This is a genomic window from Candidatus Obscuribacterales bacterium, from assembly GCA_036703605.1.
GTDB lineage: Bacteria > Cyanobacteriota > Cyanobacteriia > RECH01 > RECH01 > RECH01.
Genome location: DATNRH010000951.1, coordinates 1 through 1,407, shown reverse-complemented (window position 1 = coordinate 1,407; position 1,407 = coordinate 1). Strand labels below are relative to the sequence as shown.

General features: G+C 58.2%; 1 protein-coding gene. It reads left to right on the top strand.

The window, feature by feature from the left end; all coding sequences use genetic code 11:
* Positions 1 to 276: 276 nt before the first annotated feature.
* Complete coding sequence (locus V6D20_19445; protein ID HEY9817958.1) at positions 277 to 936, top strand: inovirus Gp2 family protein; 660 nt, start codon at positions 277 to 279, stop codon at positions 934 to 936.
* Positions 937 to 1,407 lie beyond the last annotated feature (471 nt).

Here is a 1,407-nt window from a genome sequence, read left to right as displayed (position 1 = left end):
GTTATCAAACCACCACCTTCCTTGTCCACCCCAACCTGCCTGCATCGCCAGTCGATGGATCAGCTTTCCCGACCCTGGTTTAATTATTATTACCCTATCCAAGGAGAAGGGGAGGGGCCTCAAGCCCCGTACCTACCAGAGCAAGGGAAGCAGCAGCGAACATCCTACCCATAGACCAATGGATCCAGCGTATAGCTGGAGGATTCATCGTGCATGAAGCAAACGCCCATGGCTTGACGGCCATGGGCTGTTCCCATGTCCCTACAGGAGCTACCCATGTCACAGAGACACCACGCCAACCCCAACCTGCACCTGGACTTCTACCCCATGTTCAACGGCATGCCTATCCAAGCGGAGTTTTCACCAATGGTGACCGAATACCTCGAAGCGCTACACGTTACGCTGCAAAAAGCCACAGGTGACTACCCTCGAGTAATGGCCTTCCGGGTTGACCCGGTCATCCCTACCTCAATCAGCGACAGGTTGACGCTGGAAGATCACCAGCGTCTGATCACACGCTTTATCGCTTCCATGAAGGCCATCATCCAACACGACCTGGAGCGGAGGCGTCGGAGCGGCTGGGTGCCTGGCACCAAGGTGCGCTACGTCTGGTGCCGTGAGGTCGGCACCAATGGCAAGCCGCACTATCACTTCTTTCTGATCCTCAACCGCGATGCCTACCACCTGCCTGGCAGGGTGGGCTCTCCCAACGAGAACCTCTTCAACAGGATCTCCCGGGCCTGGTACAGCGCGCTGGGGGTGGAGTGGAACCCCCAGGAGCCCTGGATTCATGTTCCCCAGAACCCTGTGTACTGGATTGATCGGGGTGATCCGCAGAGCTTCCAGGAAGCGTTCTATCGAGCATCGTACCTGTGCAAGGCCGACACGAAGCAATACGGCCGCGGACTGCGGGCGTTCGGATCAAGCCGTCATTGATGTGAGTGAGCCCCGAACAGCTTGGAGGGGCTTTGGAAATCTCATGAAACACACCAGCAGCGCCGTGTAGCGCTGCTGGTGATCGATGAAGAGGGCGATGACCATGCAATGCAAGTGCGGAAGAGAGACACAGCTGAATGAAGCGGTGAAAGGCAAGCTGAGCGCGAGGCTGGAATATCAGGTATGCAGAGCCTGCGGCCGAGTATCGAACGCCGAGCTGTATGTGAAGGGGGCGAAGGTTGCCATGGATGGTGGGGCTCAGGCATACGCACGACAACTGTTTGCTATCTTGGACGAGGACAGCGCGGAGACGCTGCATGCGCATGCAGGGGAGCTTGCGGATGGGGGCCGGTGCTAGACGGCTGACTCAGTGACGACATGGGGCTGTGTCCCGGGCGGAATCAGGACACCTTCAGAGGCTAGGACCACCCACTCGCAGTCAGCGGCACTGGGGGTTGGCGGGAAAACATG